The organism is Amycolatopsis sp. NPDC048633 (assembly GCF_040650695.1).
Classification (GTDB): Bacteria; Actinomycetota; Actinomycetes; order Mycobacteriales; family Pseudonocardiaceae; genus Amycolatopsis.
The window spans coordinates 861,333-882,186 of record NZ_JBEZHS010000001.1 but is presented as its reverse complement, the minus strand read 5'-3'; the positions used below and the strand labels follow the sequence as shown (position 1 = coordinate 882,186).

Annotated in this window: 24 protein-coding genes and 1 tRNA gene; 14 read left to right on the top strand and 11 right to left on the bottom strand. The window is 70.1% G+C overall.

All coding sequences use genetic code 11. The annotated features are described in order from the left end of the window. Positions 1 to 11 precede the first annotated feature (11 nt). The 3 genes from AB0C38_RS04430 (at position 12) to AB0C38_RS04420 (ending at position 2,523) form a co-directional block, all read left to right on the top strand. Positions 12 to 722 carry a hypothetical protein gene (locus AB0C38_RS04430; protein ID WP_360666290.1) on the top strand — a complete coding sequence of 237 codons (711 nt, stop codon included), beginning with the start codon at positions 12 to 14 and terminating at the stop codon, positions 720 to 722. A 221-nt stretch (positions 723 to 943) separates the two neighbouring features. Further along, positions 944 to 1,150 carry a helix-turn-helix domain-containing protein gene (locus tag AB0C38_RS04425; RefSeq protein WP_360666287.1) on the top strand — a complete coding sequence of 69 codons (207 nt, stop codon included), beginning with the start codon at positions 944 to 946 and terminating at the stop codon, positions 1,148 to 1,150. Between the two features lie 11 nt (positions 1,151 to 1,161). Further along, a complete protein-coding gene (locus tag AB0C38_RS04420) occupies positions 1,162 to 2,523 on the top strand; it encodes a site-specific integrase (protein WP_360666284.1) in 1,362 nt (453 codons plus the stop codon). A gap of 89 nt (positions 2,524 to 2,612) precedes the next feature. On the opposite strand, the gene AB0C38_RS04415 is transcribed toward AB0C38_RS04420, so the two are convergent. The 4 genes from AB0C38_RS04415 to AB0C38_RS04400 all read right to left on the bottom strand — a co-directional run bounded on the left by AB0C38_RS04415 (position 2,613) and on the right by AB0C38_RS04400 (position 3,917). Then, a tRNA-Ser gene (locus tag AB0C38_RS04415) sits at positions 2,613 to 2,700 on the bottom strand. Between the two features lie 33 nt (positions 2,701 to 2,733). Beyond that, positions 2,734 to 2,949 (bottom strand): CsbD family protein, encoded by a 216-nt coding sequence (locus tag AB0C38_RS04410; RefSeq protein ID WP_360666280.1) that lies wholly within the window; start codon positions 2,947 to 2,949, stop codon positions 2,734 to 2,736. 33 nt (positions 2,950 to 2,982) lie between these two features. Then, on the bottom strand, positions 2,983 to 3,411 hold the full coding sequence (locus tag AB0C38_RS04405) for a nucleoside deaminase (RefSeq protein ID WP_360666277.1): 429 nt from the start codon (positions 3,409 to 3,411) through the stop codon (positions 2,983 to 2,985). A gap of 23 nt (positions 3,412 to 3,434) precedes the next feature. Continuing rightward, on the bottom strand, positions 3,435 to 3,917 hold the full coding sequence (locus tag AB0C38_RS04400; protein WP_360666274.1) for a tRNA adenosine deaminase-associated protein: 483 nt from the start codon (positions 3,915 to 3,917) through the stop codon (positions 3,435 to 3,437). Between the two features lie 77 nt (positions 3,918 to 3,994). Between AB0C38_RS04400 and AB0C38_RS04395 the strand changes: the two genes are divergently transcribed. Then, positions 3,995 to 5,224: a M20 family metallopeptidase gene (locus tag AB0C38_RS04395; protein WP_360666271.1), complete on the top strand. Its 1,230-nt coding sequence runs from the start codon at positions 3,995 to 3,997 to the stop codon at positions 5,222 to 5,224. On the opposite strand, the gene AB0C38_RS04390 is transcribed toward AB0C38_RS04395, so the two are convergent. After that, the gene (locus AB0C38_RS04390; protein WP_360666268.1) at positions 5,221 to 7,167 is read right to left on the bottom strand and encodes a phosphocholine-specific phospholipase C; all 1,947 of its coding nucleotides are present in this window, start codon (positions 7,165 to 7,167) and stop codon (positions 5,221 to 5,223) included. The two genes, AB0C38_RS04395 and AB0C38_RS04390, sit on opposite strands and share 4 nt — an antisense overlap. A gap of 70 nt (positions 7,168 to 7,237) precedes the next feature. Here AB0C38_RS04390 and AB0C38_RS04385 point away from each other — a divergent pair, with 70 nt between their 5' ends. The 4 genes from AB0C38_RS04385 (at position 7,238) to thrS (ending at position 10,123) form a co-directional block, all read left to right on the top strand. Next, a complete protein-coding gene (locus AB0C38_RS04385; RefSeq protein ID WP_360666265.1) occupies positions 7,238 to 7,615 on the top strand; it encodes a VOC family protein in 378 nt (125 codons plus the stop codon). Positions 7,616 to 7,640: 25 nt separating this feature from the next. Further along, the gene (locus AB0C38_RS04380; RefSeq protein WP_360666262.1) at positions 7,641 to 8,108 is read left to right on the top strand and encodes a heme-degrading domain-containing protein; all 468 of its coding nucleotides are present in this window, start codon (positions 7,641 to 7,643) and stop codon (positions 8,106 to 8,108) included. A 60-nt stretch (positions 8,109 to 8,168) separates the two neighbouring features. Continuing rightward, complete coding sequence (locus AB0C38_RS04375) at positions 8,169 to 8,792, top strand: dihydrofolate reductase family protein (protein WP_360666259.1); 624 nt, start codon at positions 8,169 to 8,171, stop codon at positions 8,790 to 8,792. Positions 8,793 to 8,953: 161 nt separating this feature from the next. After that, positions 8,954 to 10,123: a threonine--tRNA ligase gene (gene thrS / locus AB0C38_RS04370; RefSeq protein ID WP_360666256.1), complete on the top strand. Its 1,170-nt coding sequence runs from the start codon at positions 8,954 to 8,956 to the stop codon at positions 10,121 to 10,123. Here thrS and AB0C38_RS04365 read toward each other — a convergent pair. From AB0C38_RS04365 to AB0C38_RS04345, 5 genes are all read right to left on the bottom strand, one after another. Beyond that, positions 10,113 to 10,952, bottom strand: coding sequence for a MerR family transcriptional regulator (locus AB0C38_RS04365; RefSeq protein WP_360666253.1), 840 nt, complete (start codon positions 10,950 to 10,952; stop codon positions 10,113 to 10,115). The two genes, thrS and AB0C38_RS04365, sit on opposite strands and share 11 nt — an antisense overlap. Positions 10,953 to 11,063: 111 nt before the next feature. Continuing rightward, positions 11,064 to 11,891: an ABC transporter permease subunit gene (locus tag AB0C38_RS04360; protein ID WP_360666250.1), complete on the bottom strand. Its 828-nt coding sequence runs from the start codon at positions 11,889 to 11,891 to the stop codon at positions 11,064 to 11,066. Continuing rightward, positions 11,888 to 12,781 (bottom strand): sugar ABC transporter permease, encoded by an 894-nt coding sequence (locus AB0C38_RS04355; protein WP_360666247.1) that lies wholly within the window; start codon positions 12,779 to 12,781, stop codon positions 11,888 to 11,890. The genes AB0C38_RS04360 and AB0C38_RS04355 overlap by 4 nt, the downstream gene beginning before the upstream one ends. After that, a complete protein-coding gene (locus AB0C38_RS04350; protein ID WP_360666244.1) occupies positions 12,778 to 13,827 on the bottom strand; it encodes an ABC transporter ATP-binding protein in 1,050 nt (349 codons plus the stop codon). Before AB0C38_RS04350 ends, AB0C38_RS04355 begins: the two co-directional genes overlap by 4 nt. Then, positions 13,824 to 15,050: an extracellular solute-binding protein gene (locus tag AB0C38_RS04345; RefSeq protein WP_360666241.1), complete on the bottom strand. Its 1,227-nt coding sequence runs from the start codon at positions 15,048 to 15,050 to the stop codon at positions 13,824 to 13,826. Before AB0C38_RS04345 ends, AB0C38_RS04350 begins: the two co-directional genes overlap by 4 nt. Before the next feature lie 62 nt (positions 15,051 to 15,112). On the opposite strand from AB0C38_RS04345, the gene AB0C38_RS04340 reads away from it, so the two are divergent. The 6 genes from AB0C38_RS04340 (at position 15,113) to lysA (ending at position 20,204) form a co-directional block, all read left to right on the top strand. Then, complete coding sequence (locus AB0C38_RS04340) at positions 15,113 to 15,817, top strand: GntR family transcriptional regulator (RefSeq protein ID WP_360667497.1); 705 nt, start codon at positions 15,113 to 15,115, stop codon at positions 15,815 to 15,817. Continuing rightward, a complete protein-coding gene (locus AB0C38_RS04335) occupies positions 15,814 to 16,719 on the top strand; it encodes a dihydrodipicolinate synthase family protein (protein ID WP_360666238.1) in 906 nt (301 codons plus the stop codon). The genes AB0C38_RS04340 and AB0C38_RS04335 overlap by 4 nt, the downstream gene beginning before the upstream one ends. Before the next feature lie 474 nt (positions 16,720 to 17,193). Beyond that, positions 17,194 to 18,237: an acyl-CoA desaturase gene (locus AB0C38_RS04330; protein ID WP_360666235.1), complete on the top strand. Its 1,044-nt coding sequence runs from the start codon at positions 17,194 to 17,196 to the stop codon at positions 18,235 to 18,237. After that, entirely contained in the window at positions 18,234 to 18,482 is a 249-nt protein-coding gene (locus AB0C38_RS04325; RefSeq protein WP_360666233.1) for an RGCVC family protein, read from the top strand. The genes AB0C38_RS04330 and AB0C38_RS04325 overlap by 4 nt, the downstream gene beginning before the upstream one ends. Then, positions 18,479 to 18,637 (top strand): DUF6307 family protein, encoded by a 159-nt coding sequence (locus AB0C38_RS04320; protein ID WP_360666230.1) that lies wholly within the window; start codon positions 18,479 to 18,481, stop codon positions 18,635 to 18,637. Before AB0C38_RS04325 ends, AB0C38_RS04320 begins: the two co-directional genes overlap by 4 nt. A 223-nt stretch (positions 18,638 to 18,860) precedes the next feature. Further along, a complete protein-coding gene (gene lysA, locus AB0C38_RS04315; RefSeq protein WP_360666227.1) occupies positions 18,861 to 20,204 on the top strand; it encodes a diaminopimelate decarboxylase in 1,344 nt (447 codons plus the stop codon). Here lysA and AB0C38_RS04310 read toward each other — a convergent pair. Further along, positions 20,201 to 20,815, bottom strand: coding sequence for a TetR/AcrR family transcriptional regulator C-terminal domain-containing protein (locus AB0C38_RS04310; protein ID WP_360666224.1), 615 nt, complete (start codon positions 20,813 to 20,815; stop codon positions 20,201 to 20,203). The two genes, lysA and AB0C38_RS04310, sit on opposite strands and share 4 nt — an antisense overlap. Positions 20,816 to 20,854 lie beyond the last annotated feature (39 nt).

Here is a 20,854-nt window from a genome sequence, read left to right as displayed (position 1 = left end):
AGGAGACCCGGATGTGTCGCTCAGCTGCCGAAGGTGGCCGCCGGTGCACCGGCGGGAGCTGCGGCGCCGCCGGCGCCCGCGCCCGCCAGGCCCGCTGCCGCGCGCGCAACAACCTCGAAGCCGCCCGCATCACCGCCGACCCGGACCGGATCGCCGCGGCCGAAGCGAAGTACACCGCCGTCACCGGCACCCCACCGCCCGACGTCGGCGCGTTCGCCGGCCAGCTGCCCACCATGCCCGAACCGACCACACCGGAGAAGCCCATGCCGAAACCCGAAGAACCGAAGCCCCGCAAGCCAGAACCAGCCGGGTCGACCGCGGACCGGGTCCGCGACGCCGTCGCCAAGCTGAACAAGGCGCCGGGTGAGTGGACCAGCTTCATCGACATCCGCAAGGCCCTCGGGGACGTCGACCACGAGGAGTTCAGCCAGGCCGTGCGGGAGTTGGCGCGCACGAACCCCCACGTCTTCCTCATCCCGGAGGACAACCGGAAGGCGTTGCGGCAGGTGGACCACGACGCCGCGGTGGACTATAGCGGAGAACCGCAGCACTACATCGCGATCGAGAAGCCACGCGAGGCCGCGGCCAAGGACCGGGTTCAGGCCGCCGGTCTGAGCGACGCGACCCCGGACGACCTCGCGCAGGCCCTGCGGGACCCGCTCACGTCATCGCAGCTCTACGACCAGATCCGTGCCGAGCAGAAGCGCCGAGGGCTCGCGTAGCTGCCCTGACCTGCACGTTGTCACGTCCCCGGCAGGGGTGACACCAGCGACCACCCCATGGGTGTCACACCTGTCACTCCGTCACTCAACCCACCCTGACCAGCACAAACAGTTGTGACACCTGCTGTGACACCCCGGATCACCTGCCACATCCACCGATCGAAGGAGAACGCCGTGTTCGTGCCTTGCCGTCTTGCCCGCCACGCCACATGGAGCACGCCTTGGACACCGCCACTCACGCCGGACCCCGAACTCTCCTGACCGTCGAAGCCGCCGCGGAACAGCTCAGCATCGGCCGAACCACCATGTACGCCCTGATCAAGGCCGGCGAAATCACCACTGTCCGGATTGGCCACCTCCGGCGCATCCCGGCCGCCGCGCTCGCCGCCTACGTCGACCAGCTCACCGCCATCCAGATCGCAGCCTGAAGGGAACTCCCATGGCACGCAGGAAACGTCCCGAAGGCACCCGCGCACCGAACGGCGCAAGCACCATCTATCTCGGCAAGGATGGGAAATGGCACGGTCGCGTCACAATGGGAATCCGCGAGGACGGTAAGCCGGACCGGCGGCACGTCGAGCGGAAGACGGAAGCAGAAGTCATCGAAGCCGTCCGAGAACTCGAACGCCAGCGCGACTCCGGCCGCGCCCGAAAAGCGGGCCGGAGCCTGACCGTCGAGCAGTGGCTTACCCATTGGGTCGAGAACATCGCGGCGCCAACGGTTCGCCTCACGACGATGGTCGGATACCGCGCGTCGGTGTACAAGCACCTCATTCCGAGCATCGGCGCACACCGGCTCGACAAGCTACAGCCTGAGCACCTGGAGACCGCTTACCGGAAGATCCTCCGAAAAGGACTCAAGCCGTCGACAGCGCACCTCGCGCACCGGACCGTCCGGGCCGCGCTCAACGAAGCCGTCCGGCGACGGCACATCACCGAGAATCCCGCGCGCATAGCGAAAGCGCCGCGCGTGGAAGAAGAAGAGATCGTGCCCTTCTCGCGCGACGAGGCGCGACGCCTGATCACCACCGCCGGGGAGATCCGGAACGGCGCGCGGTTCATCATCGCGCTTTCGCTCGGACTTCGGCGCGGCGAAGCGCTCGGGCTCAAGTGGTCTGACGTCACGATCACGTGGAAGCACGGGTGCGCGCGCGGCGAAGCCTGCCGCCGCAAGCTCACCGCCGTCGAATGCCCAGCGCGACGCGGCGCCGGCACGCTCGCGGTCCGCCGCTCGATCCAGCAGCTGAACTGGCAGCACGGATGCACGCCCGACAAGCCGTGTGGGCACGAGCACGGCGCCTACTGCCCGGAGCGGTTCGGCGGCGGCTTGGTCGTCGGTGAGGTGAAGTCGCGGGCCGGGCGCCGCGTCATCGGCCTTCCCCGGCCCGTGATCGAGGCCCTGGAGGCGCACCGCGTCCAGCAGACAGACGAGCGCGAAGCGGCGGCGGATCTCTGGGAGGAAGGGGAGTGGGTGTTCGCCACGCCGATCGGCCGGCCGACGCACCCAACGCCGGACAACCGCGCGTGGAAAGCGTTGCTGCGCCTGGCAGGCGTGCGCAACGCGCGGCTCCACGACGCGCGGCACACGGCCGCAACGGTGCTGCTGGAGCTCAAGGTGCCATTGCCCGCGGTGATGGAGCTGATGGGCTGGTCCAACGCGGCCGTGGCCAAGCGGTACATGCACGTCAACACCGAGCTGGTGACGTCGGTGGCGGAGCAGGTGGGCGCTCACATGTGGGCCGATCCGGACGACGAAGACGAGGAGGACGACGGCCCGGGAGGCGCGCTCGCGCCCGCCTGATCAGGGGGCATCTGAGACGGAAACTGAGACGGGACAGCAAAACGTCCGGCAACCCCATGAGGGTCGCCGGACGTTTTGCCTGTTGAGAGCGGTGGCGGTGGGATTTGAACCCACGGACGGGGATTAGCCGTCACACGATTTCGAGTCGTGCTCCTTCGGCCGCTCGGACACGCCACCGCCGAGAACAATACCGGAGGGCACCCGCGCGCCTCACAAGGGGTCGGCGGGGCGGTCGGGCCGCCGCCTGACCTGCACGTCTCGCACCAGACCGCGGGCCTTCGAGCGCAGGTCGTGGGCCACCTCGGCCACCTGCGCGCGGCGGCGCTGCATGCGTCCTGACGTCTCGAGGCGCCGGTTGCCCGTCACCGCGCCGAGCTTCTCGCGCGCGCCGCCCATCGTCTGCTGGACCTTGTCCTTCATAGTCATGTCCATAGGGGTACCCACCCCGGAGAAGCCGAATCAGCGCCGCGTCGCGAAGTACGTCTCCAGCATCCCGGCGCACTCCTCGACGAGCACGCCGCCGTGGACCTCCGGGCGGTGGTTCAGCCGGCGGTCACGCACGACGTCCCACAGCGACCCCACCGCGCCCGTCTTCGGCTCCCACGCGCCGAACACCAGCCGCGAGATCCGGGCCAGCACCAGCGCGCCGGCGCACATCGTGCACGGCTCCAGCGTCACCGCCAGCGTGCAGCCCTCCAGGCGCCAGCCGTCGTCCACCACCCGCGCCGCCGCGCGGAGCGCGAGGATCTCCGCGTGCGCCGTCGGGTCGCCCAGCTCGATCCGCGCGTTGCGCGCCGCCGCCAAGGGCTTGCCGTCCGGGTCGAAGACCACCGCCCCGATCGGCACGTCCGCGCCGGGGGCGCGCGCGGCCTCCAGCGCCGCCTCCACGGCCTCGGTGTCGGACGGCCGTCTCAGAGCTCGTCCAGGAGCTTGGCGAACTCGCTGCCGAACCCGACGCGCTGCGCGATCATCTGCAGCTGCTCGTCCGGGTACAGGTCGACCTCGCCGACGATGACCTCCAGCTCCGGCCCGGGCAGCCCGAGGTCGGTGAGGATCGACAGGTCGCCTTCGGGCCAGACCGAGTCGTCCTCCTCGTCCGGTGGATCGACGCGCAGGACGTCGAGGACGTCCGCCGCGATGTCGTAGTCCAGTGCCGCCGCCGCGTCCGAGAGCAGCAACGACGGCCCCCGTGGACTCGGCCGGACGATGACGAAGAACTCGTCGTCGACCGCCAGCAGCCCGAAGGACGCACCGGTGGAACGTAGTTTGCCCAGTTCAGTGATCGCTGCGTCCAGCTCGGTCAGCGCCCCCGGGTCGAGCGCACTGCACCGCCACCGACCATCTTCCCGGACCACGGCTACCGCGAAGCCCGTGACCGGCTCATCCACCGCCATGCGCACACCGTATTCCGCCGCCCGACCGAACGCACGCACGGTGCGCCCGAAGCGCCGCATGGGGCACTATCGGGAGCATGACCGGCCCCACTGATCTGCCCACGCTGCCCGGCACGCCGTTCGCCGGGCTCCTCGACGACGCGCGGGCGCTGCAAGACCGCACGGTGGCGCTCCGGCGCGCCGTGCACCGCCACCCGGAGCAGGGGCTCCACCTGCCACGCACCCAGACGGCGATCAGGGAGGCCCTCGCCGACCTGCCGCTGGAGATCACCGAAGGCAAGGCGACGACGTCGCTGACGGCCGTCCTGCGCGGCGCCCGGCCCGGCCCGGCGGTGCTGTTGCGCGGCGACATGGACGCGCTGCCGCTGACCGAGGCGACCGGCCTCGACTTCGCGTCCGAGGACGAGGAGTCGATGCACGCGTGCGGGCACGACACGCACGTCGCGATGCTGGCGTCGGCGGCGCGGCTGCTCGCCGAGCGCAAGGACCAGCTGGCCGGCTCGGTCGTGTTCATGTTCCAGCCGGGCGAGGAGGGGCACCACGGCGCCCGGTTCATGATCCACGAGGGCGTGCTCGACGCCGCCGGGACGCGGGTGGAGCGCGCGTTCGGCGTGCACATCCTCGCCAACCTGCGCAGCGGGCTGCTGTCGGTCCGGCCGGGCGCGCAGATGGCGTCGGCGGACTCGTTCTCGGTGCTCGTGACCGGCAAGGGCGGCCACGGCTCCGCGCCGCAGCACACGATCGACCCGGTCCCGGCGGCCGCGGCGATGGTCGGCGCCCTGCACACGATGATCACGCGCCGGGTCAGCGTGTTCGACCCCGCGGTGCTCTCCGTGACGCGGATCCAGGCCGGCACGACGACGAACATCATCCCGGAGACCGCCGAGCTGCAGGGCACGATCCGGACGCTGTCCGAGCAGACGCGCGCGCTGGTCCGCGCCGAGCTGCCGAAGGTGTGCGAACAGATCGGCGCGGCGTACGGCTGCCGCGTCGTCGCCGACGTCGAGCCGGGCTACCCGGTGACGGTCAACGACGACCGCGTCGCCGCCGAAGTCCTGACGCTTGGGGAAGCCGTGCTCGGCCAGGAGAACGTAGAGCTGATGGCGGACCCGCTGATGGGCGCCGAAGACTTTTCCTACGTCCTGCAACGCGTTCAGGGCGCGTACGCGTTCCTGGGCGCGTGCCCGCCCGGCGTCGAACCCGCCGAGGCGGCCGCGAACCACTCCAACCGCGTGATCTTCGACGAGGACGCGATGCCGAACGGCGTCGCGATGCTCGCCGCTTTCGCGTTGGACGCCCTGAGCTAGGGCCCGGTCCGCGAAGGACGGCCGTCCTCGAGGTGGCCGGCGAAGCGGCGACGCCACCCGGGCGCCTCGAAAGTGACGTCGTACCAGCCGTTCTTCGCCGACACCGGGAAGTCGTGCGAGGTTTTCGGGGCGATCGTGACGCCGTTCAGCGCGACCGGCGCCGGCCCGCTGTTGGTCACCGTGACACGCAGCGCGGGCGCCAGCGTGAAGGTGACGGAGGCGTCGAGGCCCGCTTTGCCGGAAGCCTCGACGACGAAGCCGTTCGGGCCGTGGATGGCGATGTCGTACGACTCGGCGTACGGCACTTCGCCCGTCATCTCGCTCTTCGGGCCGACGTCGAAGCGTTGTGACGCTCCGCCCGCGTGGTAGGCGTACGCGGCCAGCTGCAGCGCCTGCGTCCCGTAGTTGGCCAGGTGCAGCTTCAGCGCCCCCGGCTCGGCCGCGGCCCAGGCGACCGGCTGGTACGGCAGCGGGCGCGCCTTCGCCGTGCCGGGGTCCTGCACGAGGGCGCCCGGCCCCAGCCCGGGCTTCGGCAGCCGGGACTGCGTCCGGTCGGCTTCGGCGCGCAACGCGTCCGCGTCCGGCAGCAGCGGGATCGTCGTGTCGTGCGAGCGGAAGTCGAAACAGCTGGTCAGGTCGCCGCAGATGGCTCGGCGCCAGGCCGAGATGTTCGGCTCGCGCACCCCGGTCCACGTCTCGAGGAAGCGCAGCACCGACGTGTGGTCGAAGACCTGCGAGTTCACCCAGCCACCGCGGCTCCACGGCGAGACGACGGTCATCGGCACGCGCGGGCCCAGCCCGATCGGCACCGGAGCGCCGGACGCCCCGCCCTTCTCCGGACGGTTCCCCGGCAGGTACTCGCCCGGGGTCCCGGGTGGCGGCGTCGGCGGGACGACGTGGTCGAAGAAGCCGTCGTTTTCGTCGTAGTTGAGGAAAACCACGGTCGATTCCCACAGCTCCGGCTGGTCCCACAACGCTTTCAGCATCCGCTGGATGTAGGCGGCACCGTCGACCGGCCGCGCAGCGGGGTGCTCGCAGTAGCCGTACGGCGCGACGACCCACGACACCGCGGGCAGCGTCCCGGCCGCGCAGTCGGCGAGGAACTCGGCCAGCACGTGGTCGAGGTCCTTGCCCTTGCCGGAGTCGGGCAGCAGCTTCGTGCGCAGGTTCGCGCGCTCGGCCATGCGCCGCTTCACCGGGTCCATCGAGTACAGCGCGTCGTGGAAGTTCTGGAACAGCCACAGCGGGTTGTCGCCGTAGTCGCCGGCGAAGTGTTCGGGGACGCCGCGCTCCTCGTCGTTCGCGTAGATCCGCCACGTGATCCCGGCGGACTCGAGCCGCTCCGGGTACGTCGTCCAGCGGAACGACGGCTCGTAGTCCGGGAAGTTGTGCGTGACCGGGCCGCCGGCGACGCCGTCCGGGTCGATCGTGCCGGTCCAGTGGAACAGCCGGTTCGGCTGCGTCGGGCCCTGGATCGAGCAGAAGTAGTGGTCGCAGATCGTGAACGCGCTCGCCAGGGCGTGCTGGAACGGGACGTCGTCGCGCGCGAAGTGGCCCATCGTCATCGGGCTCTTCGCCTTGACCCAGCTGTCGTACGCGCCGCCGTTCCACGCGCGGTGCGTGCTGTTCCAGTCGTGCGGCAGCTCGCCGAGGTCCTGGCCGTCCACAACGGACGTGTCCACCCGGAACGGCAGCACCGGCGCACCCTTGCCGCGCTGGCGGAAGACGTCGCGCAGCGCCGCGCGGTCGCCGAAGCCGCGCACGCCGGCCATGGTGCCGTAGTAGTGGTCGAACGACCGGTTCTCCTGCATCAGCACCACGACGTGGCGGACGTCGTCGATCGTCCCCTTCCGCGCCGGGGCGGCGCACGAGGCCGTCAGCGACCCGGCGACGGTGGCCGCGGCGGCACCGCCGAGCACCGTGCGCCGGCGGATCCGGCCCATGCCTGCCTCCTCATCCCCACGTCAGCGGCCTGGCGAGGGGGTACGTTCTCCGCCGAGAGAGGTGGTACCCATGCTCGACTCAGCGGATCTGGTCGCCTTCGCACCGTCGACCGACCTGGAGCGCTCACGTGCCTTCTACACGGACGTCGCCGGGCTCGAGTTCATCGAGCAGTCCCCCTTCGCGTGCGTTTTCCGCAGTGGCGCGACCATGCTCCGCGTCACCGCCGTCGCCGAGTTCACGCCGCAGCCGTTCACGGTGCTCGGCTGGGCGGTCGCCGACATCCGGGCGGCGGTGGACGGGCTGCGGGACCGTGGCGTGGAGTTCCTCACCTTCGACACGCTGCCACAGGACACCGACAAAATCTGGACCACGCCCGGCGGCCGGATCGCGTGGTTCCGCGACCCGGACGGCAACGTGCTGTCGCTGACCGAGTTCACTGGCGATTAAACAACAGTGTTGATTTAATGGACGGATGACCGACTCCGATCACCTCGTCCAGCTCGCTGACCAGGAAGAACGTCTCCAGTTCACGAAGTTCGACAACGAGACGGCGCTGGCACTCGGTGCCCAGCTGCTGGCCGCGGCGCGGGAGCGCGGGCTGCCGGTGACGATCTCGGTCCGCCGCAACGGCCAGCGGCTCTTCCACGCGGCACTGCCGGGGACGTCGGCCGACAACGACGCGTGGATCGACCGCAAGAGCCGTGTCGTGGACCGCTACGGCCACAGCTCCTTCCTGGTCGGCACGCAGTTCCGCGCGAAGGGCGGCTCGTTCGAGCAGGACTCGCGCCTGGACCCGGACGAGTACGCGGCCCACGGCGGCGTGTTCCCGGTGATCGTCCGCGGGGTCGGCCCGGTCGGCACGGTCGGCGTGTCCGGCCTTCCGCAGGCCGAGGACCACGCGTTCGTCGTCGAGCAGCTGGAGCTGTTCCTGGTTTCGTGAAGCTGTCGATTCGACGCCTCCCCGGGTGACGTACAGGTACACGACATCCGAGGAGGCACCATGAGCAAGCTGATCGCCACGACGTTCCTGAGCCTGGACGGCGTCTACCAGGGCCCTGGCGGCACCGAAGAGGACCCGTCCGGCGGCTTCGACCTGGGCGGCTGGGTGACGCCGTTCTACGAGGACGGCATGGCGGAGCTCGCCGAGGAGTGGATCACCCGGGCGGGCGCGTTCCTGCTCGGCCGCCGGACGCACGACATCTTCGCCGCGCACTGGCCGAAGGTCACCGACCCCGCCGACCCGGTGGCCTCGCGGCTCAACGGCCTGCCGAAGTACGTGGTTTCCCGGACTCTGACGGAGTCTCCCTGGTCGGGCACGTCGATAGTGGACGGCGACGTCGTCGAATCCGTCCGGGACCTGAAGTCCGGGCAGGGCGGCGAGATCCAGGTACACGGAAGTGGCGCGCTGCTGCAGACGTTGATCGCCCACGACCTCGTCGACGAGTACCGGCTGTGGCTGTTCCCGGTCGTGCTGGGCAAGGGGCGGCAGCTCTTCCCGGCCGGGGTGGTGCCGAAGAAGTTCGAGCACGTCGAAAGCCGCCACACCGCCGCGGGTGTCACCGTGCTCGTGCTGCGGCCGGCCGGGAACCCGGAGTACGACACGTTCCGGCTCGAGACGGAATAGCGCTGGACGACGCTGCTACCGTCGAAGACATGAAGCGCGCAGCGAACACGACGACGCCGGAAAGTGTCCCGGCGCGCTGAACCATTCTCACCGAAGCCCGGGGCGGTCGCCCCGGGCTTCGTCTTGTGGCCGACCGCCTCGCCGTCCACGAGGAGTCCACAATGCACGATCACCGCAAGCTCGGCCGTGAGCTCGGCCTGTTCGGCACCGACCCGCTCATCGGCGCGGGCCTGCCCTACTGGCTGCCCGACGGCGCGGTCGTCCGCCACAGCCTGGAGGAGTACGTCCGCGGCCTCGAACGCCGCGCGGGCTACCAGCACGTCCACTCGCCGGTGCTCGGCAAACGCGAGCTGTACGAGATCTCCGGGCACTGGTCGCACTACCGCGACGACATGTACCCGCCCATGGACGTCGGCGGCGAGCAGCTCGTGCTGCGGCCGAGCCTCTGCCCGCACCACGCGCTGATCTACCGTTCGCGCGGCCGCAGCTACCGCGAACTTCCGCTGCGCATCGCCGAAATCGGTGGGATGTACCGCAGTGAGCTCTCCGGCGTGCTCGGCGGCTTGAGCCGGGTGCGCGCGATCCAGCTCAACGACGCGCACATCTTCTGCACCCTCGACCAGGTCGAAGCCGAGGCGGCCGCCGCGCTGGCCCTGATCCGGCAGGCCTACGACGCGCTCGGCATCAGCCCGGCGCGCTACCGGCTTTCGCTCCCCGGAGCCGGCGGGAAGTACGTCCCCGGGAACTGGGACCGGGCGGCGGACATCCTGCGTTCGGTCCTCGACGGGCTCCCCTACGACGCCGTCGAGGGCGAAGCAGCCTTCTACGGGCCCAAGATCGACGTCCAGATCGTCGACAGCGCGGGCCGCGAATCGACCCTCTCCACCGTCCAGGTCGACTTCCACCAGCCCGGACAGTTCGGCCTCGAATACGTCGGGGCGGACGCGGCGAAGCACCGGCCGGTCATGGTGCACCGCAGCATCATCGGCAGCGTCGAACGGGCGGTGGCGCAGCTGCTCGAGGTTCACGGCGGTGCGTTCCCGGCCTGGCTGGCGCCCGTTCAGCTGCGGCTGCTCCCGTTGTCCGCCGCCGAACTGCCTTACGCACAGGAAATCCTGGACCGGTGCGATGACCTGCGCGCCGAGATCGCGCCGGAAGGCAGTCTCGGCGCGCGGATCCGGGACGGGCGGCTGGTGCCGTACCAGGCCGTGCTCGGGCCGCAGGAGGTCGCCGCGGGGCAGCTTTCCTTGCGGCTGCGCGACGGACGCCGGGTCGACGCGCAGCCGGCGGCCGATGCCCTGGCCTGGATCAGGGCGGACGTCAAGCCGTAGCCGCGGCCAGCCAGCCGAACGCCGGGGCCAGGCTTTCCGGGGCGGCCCAGCCGTTGATCACCGCGAGCAGCCGCAGGTAGCGCTCACGCCGGGGATCGTTGACGAGACCGAGCCATTCCCGCACCTGGCGGGGATCGCGGCCGAGACCGTCGACGATCGCCCCGGCCTCCGGCGAGTCCGGGGCGACCCCGGCTTCGAGGGCCGGCGTGACGACGTCGCGCACCTCGGCGGCCAGGTCGCGGCGAATCCCGCCTTCGTGCTGCTCCACGAGCTGACGCAGGATCGCGCGGAACTCCTCGTCCTGTGCCAGTTCGGCCAGCTCGATCCAGGCTTCGAGCTGCTCGGGGCGGGGGTTCTCCGGCAGTTCGGGGGTCAGGGTGCGGGCGATGCCGGCGAGGTCGGGACGGTCGCCCAGGGTGTCGGCGAGGAAGTCGTCCACCAGGCGCCGTCGCTCCACTTCGGACAGCCGGGCCAGCTCGTGCATGAGAGTCGTCTCCTCCGGGTTCGAACCGCGCTTCGCCACGGCTGCCAGCACCGTCTGGCGCACGCGCAGCACGCGGATCTGGACCTCCAGGGCCTCGGCGTGCCTCGCCGCGACGTCGGCGACGGTCGCTTCGCCGTCGACCACCCGCTGGATCGTCGCGAGGTCGACGCCGAGGTCCCGGAGGGTGCGGATGAGGTCGAGCCGGGTGCGCGCGGCGTCGTCGTACCGGCGATGACCTGCGGTGTTGCGTCCGGACGGCGGCACGAGACCGCGGTCGGAGTAGAACCGGACGGCCTTCACCGTCAGGCCGGTCCGGCGGGCCAGGTCGCCGATCGAGTACCGCATGCCGTCAGCGTGACACCTCCCCTCGGGGGAGGCGCAAGGGTCAGGTTCGCCCGATCGTGTCGATCACCAGTTCGATGTTTCGCGGTAAAGTCGAACACGTGAGCGAACGTACTAGGTCTCCTCCCGGATCCGGGTGACCAGTTGGGTCGGGTTCACGAACCGCAACGCGACGAGAAGGAGCACGAGCATGGACGCGGTGTAGATGGTCGCCATGGCGTCGACCGACTGGTTGGCCCGGATGCCCGCGGCGAACACGGAGTTGTACAGCGCCACGACGAGGGTCGTCGAGTCCGGGCCGGCGGTGAGGAACGTCAGCTCGAACATGCCGACCGTCCGGACCAGCACGAGGATCGAGGCGGCCAGGATCCCCGGCAGCAGCAGCGGGCCGAGGATCCGGGTGAACACCGAGACCGTGCGCGCGCCGGACATGCGCGCGGCGGCTTCGATCTTCGGGTCGATCTGCTCGATGAACGGCGTCATGGTCAGCACGACGAACGGCACCGACGGCACCAGGTTCGCCAGGATCACGCCGGTGGTCGTGCCGGCCAGGTGGAACTTGTAGAGCACGGTGGCCAGCGGGATGCCGTAGGTGATGGGAGGGATCAGGATCGGCAGCACGAACAGCAGCATCACCAGGCGCTTGCCGGGGAACGAGCGGCGGGCCAGCGCGTAGGCGGCCGGGACGCCGACCGCCACCGACACGGCGATCACCACCAGCGCGACGATCGCCGTGGTGAGGAGGACGTCGGAGAGGCCGAACTCGCGCCAGGCGTCGGCGTACCAGTGGGTGGTGAAGCCGTCCGGGAGCCAGGTGCCGAACCACTGCTTGCCGAACGAGTCGACGACCACCGAGAGCACCACGCCGGCGAGGTTGACGAAGAAGAACACGACGATGGCCCAGACGACCCAACGTCCGGGACGCGCGACCCAACCGGTCATCCCTTGCCTCCGGTCGCTCCGCGGTACAGCGTGCCGCGCCACGCCATGACCAGGCCGATCACGATCAGCATGATCACCGCCATGAGCATCGCGACGGCCGAGCCCATCGAGTAGTCGTACTCCTCGAAGGCGGCGTGGTAGGCCGCGATCGAGATGACGCGGGTCTCGTTCGCGGGGTCGCCGACGAGCTGTGCCGAGGGGAAGACCGAGAACGCCATCACGAACGAGAGGCAGAAGGTGATCGCCAAGCCGGGAGCCAGCAGGGGCAGCGTGATCCGCCGGAAGCGCTGGACGCCGTTCGCGCCGAGTGTCGCGGCCGCCTTCTCCAAGGAGGGGTCGATGCCCGAGAGATAGGACAAAGTCAGCAGGAAGGAGAACGGGAAGCCGGTGATCACCAGGGACAGCAGCACGCCGGTGTAGTTGTGGATCAGCGGGAGCGGCTCGTCGGTGATGCCGAGGACGCTGAGCACCTTGTTCAGCCAGCCCGCCGGCCCGCCGTACATGATCAGGCCCTGCGCGGTGAGCACCGTGCCGAGCGTGATCGGCACGACGAGGATCGTCGTCAGGAGGCGCTTGCCGCGGACGCGGCCGCGCATCACGTAGGCGATCGGGATGCTGGCGAGCACGTTGATGAACGTCGCGGGCAGCGCGATGCCGAGCGTCGTCCAGATGGTGTCGCGCAGGTAGGGGTCGCCGAAGAAGCGCGCGTAGTTGGCGAAGATCCCGCCCTGACGCGGAGCGAAGGAGAGCTGGAGGCCGTAGAGGAAGGGGTAGAGGAACAGGCAGGCAGTGACCAGCAGACCGGGGACGAGGAGGAGCAACGTGCGGTCGATGCCGCGTTCGGCCAGGCGGTGACGCAACGCCGGGCGAGCACCCGCGACGGCGGTCATGGCTCGAACACCAGGACCCGCTCGGCCGGCACGCCGATCTGGGCGGTGTCGCCGGGGGCGAGGCGCTTGTCGGTCCGGAAGTACACCGGCACCCCGCTCGCCAGCCGGGCCGAGATCGACAGCTCGCGGCCGTGGTACTCGACGATCTCGACCGTCACGTCGAGGGCGTTCTCCGCGCCGTCGCCGACCACGAAGTCCTCCGGGCGGATCGCGACCTTGGCCGGGCCCTCCGTGAGCGACCCGCGGTTCGCGCCGGTCAGGCGAATCCCGTCGCCCTCGACGGTCGCCGACGAGCCCGTGGTTCCGGTGATCGTCAGGTCCAGGAGGTTGCGGTAGCCCATGAACGACGCGACGTAGCTGTTCACCGGCTGGGCGTAGACCTCCTCGGGCGTGCCGATCTGCTGGACCGTGCCGTCGCGCAAGACCACCAGGCGGTCCGCCAGGGACAGGGCCTCCTCCTGGTCGTGGGTGACGTACACCGTGGTCAAGCCGAGCGTCTGGTGGAGGCGGCGGATCTCCATCCGCATCTCGAGGCGGAGCTTGGCGTCCAGGTTGGACAGCGGCTCGTCCATCAGGACGACCGGGGGCTCCAGCACCACGGCCCGGGCGATGGCGACGCGTTGCTGCTGCCCGCCGGAGAGCTGTGCGGGGAACTTCGCCGCGTGCTCGGTGAGCTGGACCAGGCGCAACGCCTCGTCGACCCGCCGGCGGGCGTCGGCGCGGGCGACCTTGCGCATCTTGAGGCCGAAGCCGACGTTGGCGCGGACCGACATGTGCGGGAACAGCGCGTAGTTCTGGAAGACCATCCCGAACCCGCGCTGCTCCGGGGGCTGCCCGTCGATGCGGGCGTCGTCGAGCCAGATGCTGCCGCCGGTCAACGGCAGCAGGCCGGCCAGGCAGTTCAGCGCGGTCGACTTGCCGCAGCCGGACGGGCCGAGCAGGGCCACGAACTCGCCGCGGGCGATGGCGAGGTCGAGGCCGCTCAGGGCGTTCGCGGTGCCGAAGCTGCGCGAGACCCCGTCCAGCCGGAGCTGCTCGAACGTCACTTCTTGCCGACCTTCGAGCCGCCGACCAGCTGGTTCCACTTGTCGAACGCCTTCACCTGCTGCTCGGCCGGCAGCGAGGTCTCCTTGGGGTACTGCGAGATCCACTGCTCGTACTCCGGGCGCCCGAACTGCTTGATCGTGTCCTGGCTCTTCTGCGGTGCCATCTGCAGCGTGACGTCCTTGACCGCCGGGCCCGGGTAGAAGTAGCCGTCGTCGTACGCGATCGCCTGCTGGTCCGGCTTCAGCATCCACGCGATCAGCTGCAGGATCGCCGACTCCTGGTCGGGTGACAGGCCCTTGGGGATCAGGGCGTACTGGGCGTCGGTGACCCAGTGCATCGGCTGCATGATCCCGGTCTTGACCGTGTTGGGCACCGTGCCGAGCTTGCGCGGGTTGATGTCCCAGCCGGTCGTCGACATGACCATGTCCACCGCGCCGGACGCGAGGTTTTTCATCGTCTCGGTGGTGCCGGAGGGGTAGTACTTCACGTACTTGCCCAGCTCCTGCAGGAACGCCCAGGTCTTGTCCCAGCCCTTGTCCGGGTCCTTCGGGTCCTTGTCGCCGAGCAGGTACGGCAGGCCCATCAGGAACGTCCGGCCGGGGCCGGAGTTCGACGGCTGCGCGTACTGGAACTTCTCCGGGTGCGCCTTGGCCCAGTCGAGCAGCTCCTGCGGGGACGCCGGCGACGCCGGAACCGCTCCCGGGTTGAACTCCAGCACCGGGCCGGACGGGTAGTAGACGACCTCGATGCCGTAGCCGTTGGCCAGCTCCTGCATCTTGGCCGCGGGCTCGAGGTAGTTCTGCATCAGGTTCGGGAACCGGCTGGAGAAGTCCGGCAGGACCTTCGCCAGCGTGCCGTTCGCGATGCCGGCGGACAGGCCGTCCGTGCCGCTGAGGACCAGGTGGGTCTGGGCGACGCCGCCGTCCTGCTCGGCCTTCAGCTTGCCCGCCATGCTCGGCGCGGGGGCCGTCGAGTACGTGACCTTCGAGAGCACTTCCGGGTGCGCGGTCTTGAAGTTCTCGATCATCTGCTTGGTCAGCTGCAGGTTGCCGGCGATGTCGAGGATGTTCAGGTCGACGGGCTTGCTCGGCTTGTCGGGGACGGCCTGGGGATCCGCCGCCTGGCCGCCGTCCCCGCCGGGCGCGCCACAGGCCGCCAGCCCGGCGGCGAGGCCGGCCGCCAGGAGCACCCGGCGGAATCGGAAGCCGGTGCGACGTTGCATGGCTGCTCCCTGGGTCCGTGATAATGTTGTATGTCGCATCGTATATCAGATCGGACATGCCAGTGGCGAGCACTTCTTCGGCCCGGAGACCGCCGCCGCCCGTCTCGCGCACGGATTTCGTGCGCGACGCGATCAAGGAATCGATCTTGAGCGGGGAGTTCGGACCGGGCGAAACGCTCGTCGAGGCCGAGGTGGGCGCCCTGCTCGGGGTGTCGAAGACGCCGGTGCGCGAAGCGCTGCGGATCCTGGCCGGTTCCGGTTTGGTCACGATGAGCACGTACAAGGGAGCCGCGGTCCGGGTCATGGACGCCGAGAGCGCGCACGCGGTGTACGACCTGCGCGCGCTCCTCGAACCCGAAGCCGTCCGACGCGCTGTCGAGCGCGGTGCGGACTTCGGCGAAGCGCGGCAAGTCCTGGCCGCGGTCGACACCGGCACCGCCGCCGCCAGCCGCGCGAAGGCCAGCGTCACCAACCGGCTGTTCCACCGCGCGCTCTACTCCGGGTGCGGGAACCCGTTGCTGGTCGAGATCCTGGACGGCCTGCGCGACCAGGCCGCGCTGATCACCGTCACCGGCTGGGGCATCAGCCCGACGTGGCAGGGGGAAGCCGCCGAGCACCGGGCGATCCTGACCGCCGCCGAGAGCGGGAACGCCCGGCAGGCCGAACACCTGCTTCGCCGGCACATCACCGATTTCATCGACCGGGTCGCCTTCGTGCTCCCGGACGAGCGCACCACCGAGACCGGCGATCCGAAAGGGGCCCGATGACGTTCGAGCAGCAGAAGCGGCGGCTTTCCGGGGTGGTGGCTATCCCGGTCACGCCGTTCGACGCCGAGGGCGCCGTCGACGGGCAGACGTACGCGAAGCTCGTCGACCGGCTGATCACCGGCGGCGTCGAAGTCGTGACGCCGAACGGGAACACCGGCGAGTTCTACGCGCTGGACGCCGCCGAAGCCCGGCAGTGCCTGGAAGTCACCGTCGAGGCCGTCGCCGGCCGGGGCAGTGTGCTCGCCGGGATCGGCCACGACGTCGCGTCGGCGACGCGGGCCGCCGCGCACGCGCGGGACGCGGGCGCCGACATGATCATGATCCACCAGCCCGTGCACCCGTACATCTCCGGTGACGGCTGGGTCGACTACCACGCCGCGATCGCGTCCGCGGTACCCGAACTCGGTGTCGTGCTCTACGTCCGCAACCCGGCGATCGCCGGCGATCAGCTGCACGCGCTCGGCGAAGCGGCGCCGAACGTCATCGGCGTGAAGTACGCCGTGCCGGACCCGGTGCGGTTCGGCTCGGTCGCGCGGGACGCGGGCTTCGAGCGGTTCGTGTGGATCGCCGGGCTGGCCGAGCTCTCGGCGCCCGGCTATTTCGCCGTCGGCGCCACGGGTTTCACGTCGGGCCTGGTGAACGTCGATCCCGCGATCTCGCTGGAGATGTTCCGCGCACTGTCCACAGGGGACTATCCGGCCGCGATGACCGTCTGGGAGCGGATCCGGCCGTTCGAAGAGCTTCGGGCCGCGAACGGGAACGCGAACAACGTCAGCGTCGTCAAGGACGCGCTCGGCCAGCTGGGCTTGTGCCGCCCCGACGTCCGGCCGCCGAGCCGGCTGCTCACGGGTGCCGAACGCGAGCGCCTCTTCGGGCTGCTGTCGTCGTGGGGACTTTCGTGAAGGTGGCGGCTCATCGGCGCACCAGAGCGCGGTGACGCCGAAGTCCGGCTCGCCGACGAGCCACCTGAATGACCGGAGCCCCATCGGAAGGAACAAGCTGTAGCAACCCAACTGGGCGCCTCGGGCGTCGCTCTGCGCGACTACGGGCGGCTGCTCGCCGGCCGATCGGCCGACACGGTTGCGTACGAGCGGGTTCCGGACCCGGACTCGGCTCCTGTCCCCGGTCGGAGCGATCCGGCCGGAAGGTCACGGGTGTGTGGTAGATCACCTTCATCCCGCTGTGGCTGACTGTACACCTCTTCGGCAACCGGCGGGGAATTGCTATCAGCGCGGTGGAGTGAGAGGCTTGGGTGAGGACGCGGTACCACCGCGACCAGGCCCCAGTGCCCTTTTCCCGGACCGGACCCGGACCCAGTCGGGGACGGAAACCGTTGCTGGACAAGCCTTCAACGACTTAGCCAGAGCGGTGACGCGATGACTTCTACCCAAATTCCGGATACCCCGGCCGCGTCGGGCAGTGATTTCGCCGAGCTGTCCCGGCTGATCAAGGCCGCCGGCCTCCTCCAGCGACGGCGTCGGCACTACGCCGTGCGGATCGGGCTCAACCTCGCCGCCTTCGGTGGCGGCTGGGTCGCGTTCGTCTTCCTCGGCGACTCGTGGTGGCAGCTGTTCCTCGCCGCGTTCTTCGCGATGATGTTCGCGCAGCTGTCGTTCATCGGACACGACGCCGGGCACAAGCAGATCTTCAGCAGCCGCAAGGCGAACGACGCGACCGGGTTCGTCCACGGTGGACTCACCGGGCTGAGCTACGGCTGGTGGGTCGGCACGCACTCGCGCCACCACGCCAACCCGAACCACGAGGACGAAGACCCGGACGTCGACATCGCCGCACTCGCGTTCAGCAAGGCGCAGAGTTCCCAGAAGCGCGGTTTCCTGCGCTGGATGGCGAAGTACCAGGCGTTCCTGTTCTTCCCGCTGCTGCTGCTCGAAGGCCTCAACCTGCACGTCTCGAGCGTGAAAGCCGTCCTGCGCAAGGACATCCGCCGGCGCAAGCTGGAGTCCGCGCTGCTGATCGCCCACCTGGCGGCCTACCTCGCCGCGGTGTTCATCGTGCTTTCGCCGCTGACCGGGATCATCTTCATCCTCGTGCACCAGTTCCTGTGGGGGCTGTACATGGGCTGCTCGTTCGCGCCCAACCACAAGGGCATGGAGATGCTGACGACCGGGCACAAGCTGGACTTCCTGCGCAAGCAGGTCCTGACGTCGCGCAACGTCCGCGGTGGCCCGGTGGTGGACTTCGCCCTCGGCGGCCTGAACTACCAGATCGAGCACCACCTGTTCCCGAGCATGGCCCGGCCGAACCTCAAGCACGCCCAGGTGATCGTCCGGGACTTCTGCGCCCGGCACGGGATCTCCTACGCCCAGTGCGGCTGGGCACGCTCCTACGGGTACGTGTTGCAGCACCTGCACGAAGCGGGCGAACCGCTGCGGCGGCGCACGGCCGAGGTGGCGGCGTGACCGCCCCGACGCCGGACGCGCCCGAGGTGCCCCGCTCCGGCACGCAGTGCCCGAACTGCCCGCACCCGCTCGGCACGCACGACGCGATCGCCCGCCGCTACTGCGCCGCGACCGCGAACGCCCAGGGAACCGACCGCGGCTGTGTGTGCGGCACCGTGCAGGACCACCAGAGCCCGGAAGGTCCCCGGGGCCACAAGAGCCACACGTCGACAGCCTTCGAAGAGCAGAAGAGGACCGAAAAATGACCGCACCGATCACTTCCCCCACCCGCTACGAGCTACGTGTCGACCGCGTGAAGAAGATCGTCATGGAGGACACCAAGCTCGGCGACTCGAAGGCTCTCGCCCTGGCCGTGCGCATGGTGCACGAGCTCGACACCGTCCCGGAGCCCGTGCGCTGACCGGCAGCACGTCCGTCGTGGCGGAAGCACCTCGCCACGACGGGGCGGCCGTCCTTGCGGCTCCGCCCAGGTCAACCGGGGTGTGGCCGAAGTTACTCGCCCGTAAATAAGGAGTAAGCGGCCGGCGCGAACCCATCAGCGGAGCGTTCACGGGTGATCCACCCCGACGGACACAGCGGTGTCCTGACGGGGTCAGATCCGCCGAGATGCCCGGAGGCACCCCGTGACGCTCAGCGAGCTTCTTCCCAGCCTCGGTTGCGAAGCCGCCGACCACCTCGAGCCAGGAGTCTGGCCGCGAAGCACCCGACTCGGCGAAGACGGCGAGCTCCTCTTCGCCGGCGCGAAGGTCAGCCACCTCGCCGCCCGCTTCGGGACGCCGTCCTACCTCATCGACGAACAGCAGGTCCGCGACACCGCGCGCGAGTACCGGCGCGCGCTGCCGGACGTTGAAGTCGCGTACGCGAGCAAGGCGTTGTGTACGCGGTCCGTACTGCGTTGGGTCGCCGAAGAGGGGTTGTCGCTTGACACCTGCTCCGCGGGCGAGATCGCTGTCGCGCGCGGAGTCGGCTTCCCCGCGGAGCGCATGCTGCTGCACGGCAACGCGAAGACGCCCGAAGACCTGAAGGCCGCTCTCGAGTACGGCGTCCGCCGGATCGTGGTCGACTCGCTCGACGAGATCGAGCAGCTCGGCGCGCTCGCTCACGGCGCGCAGCAGGTGATGATCCGGGTGACGCCGGGCGTCGCGGCCGGCGCGCACGCGGCCATCAGCACCGGCACCGAGGGCCAGAAGTTCGGCTTCTCGCTGCTCGACGGCGTTCCCGACAACGTCGACGCCGCCGCGAAAGCCGTTCTCGCACAACCCGGGTTGCGCCTCATCGGCCTGCACTGCCACATCGGCTCGCAGGTCTCCCGCATCGACCGGTACGAGGCCGCGGCGCGCCGGATGGCCGAAGTGCTCGTCCGGATCCGCGACACCCACGGCGTCACGCTGCGAGAGCTCGACCTCGGCGGCGGGCACGCGGTGCCGTACGTCGGCGGCGAGCCCGCGTTCGACCTCGGCGGTTACTCGCGACGGCTGCGCGTGGCGCTCGCCTACGAGTGCGCGGCGCACGGCTTTCCGTTGCCACGTTTGACGATCGAGCCGGGCCGGGCGCTCGTCGGGCCGGCCGGGATCACGGTGTACCGCGTGTGCGCGGTCAAACGCGGCAGCCGCACGTTCGTCGCGGTCGACGGCGGGATGACCGACAACGCGCGGCCGTCGCTCTACGGCGCGCGCTACACGACCCGCCTGGTCGGCCGGCGATCGAGGGAAAAGCGCGTCCCGATGACCGTCGTCGGCCGGCACTGCGAATCCGGCGACGTCCTCGCCGACGGCATCAGCCTGCCCGGCGACCTGCACGCGGGCGACCTCCTGGCCGTGCCGTGCACCGGCGCGTACCACCACTCGCTGGCGTCGAACTACAACCAGGTCGGCCGGCCGCCGCTGGTCGGGGTCCGCGACGGCGTCGCGACGCTGCTGGTGCGCCGCGAGACCGAAGAGGACCTCAGCCGCCGCGACTTGGGCTAGGCCTGGGCACTGACGGAGTCGAGCCCGGCGAGCAGCACGCCGAGCGCGTATCGGAAGTCCTCTTCGACCGTCGATCCGGCCCGTTCTCGCAGGCCACGAGCCATCAGCGGGAACGGGAACGACTCGGCCGCGATCACCGCGGCCTCTTCGGAAGGCGGCAGCCGGGTCTGGTCTTCGACGGCCCGGCCGAGCACGAAGTGCACCAGCACCCCGGCCGCGCGGGTGGCCTCGCCGAGCGGAAAACCCGCGTCGTGCAGCACCCCGACCGTGCGCTCGGCGAGCTCGCCGAGCGCACGGGCCACGGTGAGGTCGGCCCCCAGCGCGACACGGGCGCCGTCGCGGTGCGCGAGCAACGCCGTGTGCAGCGCGAAGCCCGCGTCTTCGAGCCACTTCAGCCACGGGCCGCCGTCGGGCAGCCCGGCGACGACCGGCGCGACGATCGCGTCCGTCATGTGGTCGAGCAGCGCGCGCTTGCTCCGGAAGTGCCAGTACAACGCGGGGGCCTTGACGCCGAGGTCGGTGGCCAGCCGCCGCACGGTGAGCTTGTCGAGACCCTCGTCTTCCAGCAGTTTCAGTGCGACGCGCACCGCGTCGCCGACTTCCAGCGCCATGCTCCTCCTTGACGATTTAACTTGTTAAGGCCATCCTAG